Here is a 1,576-nt window from a genome sequence, read left to right as displayed (position 1 = left end):
GTATATATAATTCCCATGTCGATATTTTGATTTTATAAAACTGTTCCAAAGTATAGAAAATCGTTTGTGTATTTTGATAAAACAATTTGTTGTTGATTTTCAGCTGGTTGATATCTTCTGGGACTGGATAGTCTTCTGCACCAAGTATCGTTCGTTCGACCATCAAAGCTAGATGCATCATTAAATTGAACTTCATTTTAGCATTCAACTGAAGACTGAATCTTTTCTCGCACTTTTCTACTACATCTTCTACTTGTCGGATAATCACATCAGGGTTTAAAAATTCGAGTTTTTCAGATAAACCTTCTTTTGAAAAGAAATGAATGAATTCGTTCGTTAATAATGGAACACTACTAGGATGAATTAGGTTTCTCAATTGTCTATTCAATTTATTCTCTGCATCTTCATCCAAAACATCAATTAGATTAATACTAGGAACCGGGGTTGTGTTATCCAGATAGGAAGTTGTCAAGATCAACGCCGTCTCTTTCAAATATCCTTCTTCCGAAGAAGCTCGTTCTAATGTGCTCACTAATTCTCCGTAGTTTAATACGATTAGCTTAATGTCAGGATTAAAGTATTTTTCACAGATCATTTTTATTTTCTTAGCAATATCACGACCAGATATACTAGAAATAATGACATTTTTTTCTACAGCAAAACCTTCAAAATACTGGATATTCGTTACAAAATCACTTTCTGCCGTTTTTGCAATCTCATAAAAAAGATTTCCATTGATTAGTTGCTGTCCAATCTCTAGTGCATAAGCTGTCTCTTATACACATCTAGATGTGTATAAGAGACAGCTCTTATGCACTAGAGATTGGACAGCAACTAATCAATGGAAATCTTTTTTATGAGATTGCAAAAACGGCAGAAAGTGATTTTGTAACGAATATCCAGTATTTTGAAGGTTTTGCTGTAGAAAAAAATGTCATTATTTCTAGTATATCTGGTCGTGATATTGCTAAGAAAATAAAAATGATCTGTGAAAAATACTTTAATCCTGACATTAAGCTAATCGTATTAAACTACGGAGAATTAGTGAGCACATTAGAACGAGCTTCTTCGGAAGAAGGATATTTGAAAGAGACGGCGTTGATCTTGACAACTTCCTATCTGGATAACACAACCCCGGTTCCTAGTATTAATCTAATTGATGTTTTGGATGAAGATGCAGAGAATAAATTGAATAGACAATTGAGAAACCTAATTCATCCTAGTAGTGTTCCATTATTAACGAACGAATTCATTCATTTCTTTTCAAAAGAAGGTTTATCTGAAAAACTCGAATTTTTAAACCCTGATGTGATTATCCGACAAGTAGAAGATGTAGTAGAAAAGTGCGAGAAAAGATTCAGTCTTCAGTTGAATGCTAAAATGAAGTTCAATTTAATGATGCATCTAGCTTTGATGGTCGAACGAACGATACTTGGTGCAGAAGACTATCCAGTCCCAGAAGATATCAACCAGCTGAAAATCAACAACAAATTGTTTTATCAAAATACACAAACGATTTTCTATACTTTGGAACAGTTTTATAAAATCAAAATATCGACATGGGAATTATATATAC

Annotated in this window: 2 pseudogenes; one reads left to right on the top strand and one right to left on the bottom strand. The window is 32.9% G+C overall.

Going from position 1 to position 1,576, the window contains the following annotated elements:
* Positions 1-772, bottom strand: a pseudogene (locus A5849_RS14590) (PRD domain-containing protein); the annotation flags it as partial.
* A gap of 32 nt (positions 773-804) precedes the next feature.
* Here A5849_RS14590 and A5849_RS14585 point away from each other — a divergent pair.
* Positions 805-1,576, top strand: a pseudogene (locus A5849_RS14585) (PRD domain-containing protein); the annotation flags it as partial.

Origin of the sequence: Enterococcus sp. 10F3_DIV0382, from assembly GCF_002140245.1 — a bacterium.
Taxonomy (GTDB): Bacteria; Bacillota; Bacilli; order Lactobacillales; family Enterococcaceae; genus Enterococcus_B; species Enterococcus_B lactis.
Note: the sequence above shows the minus strand (reverse complement) of the source record. Positions and strands in the feature narration are given on the sequence as shown.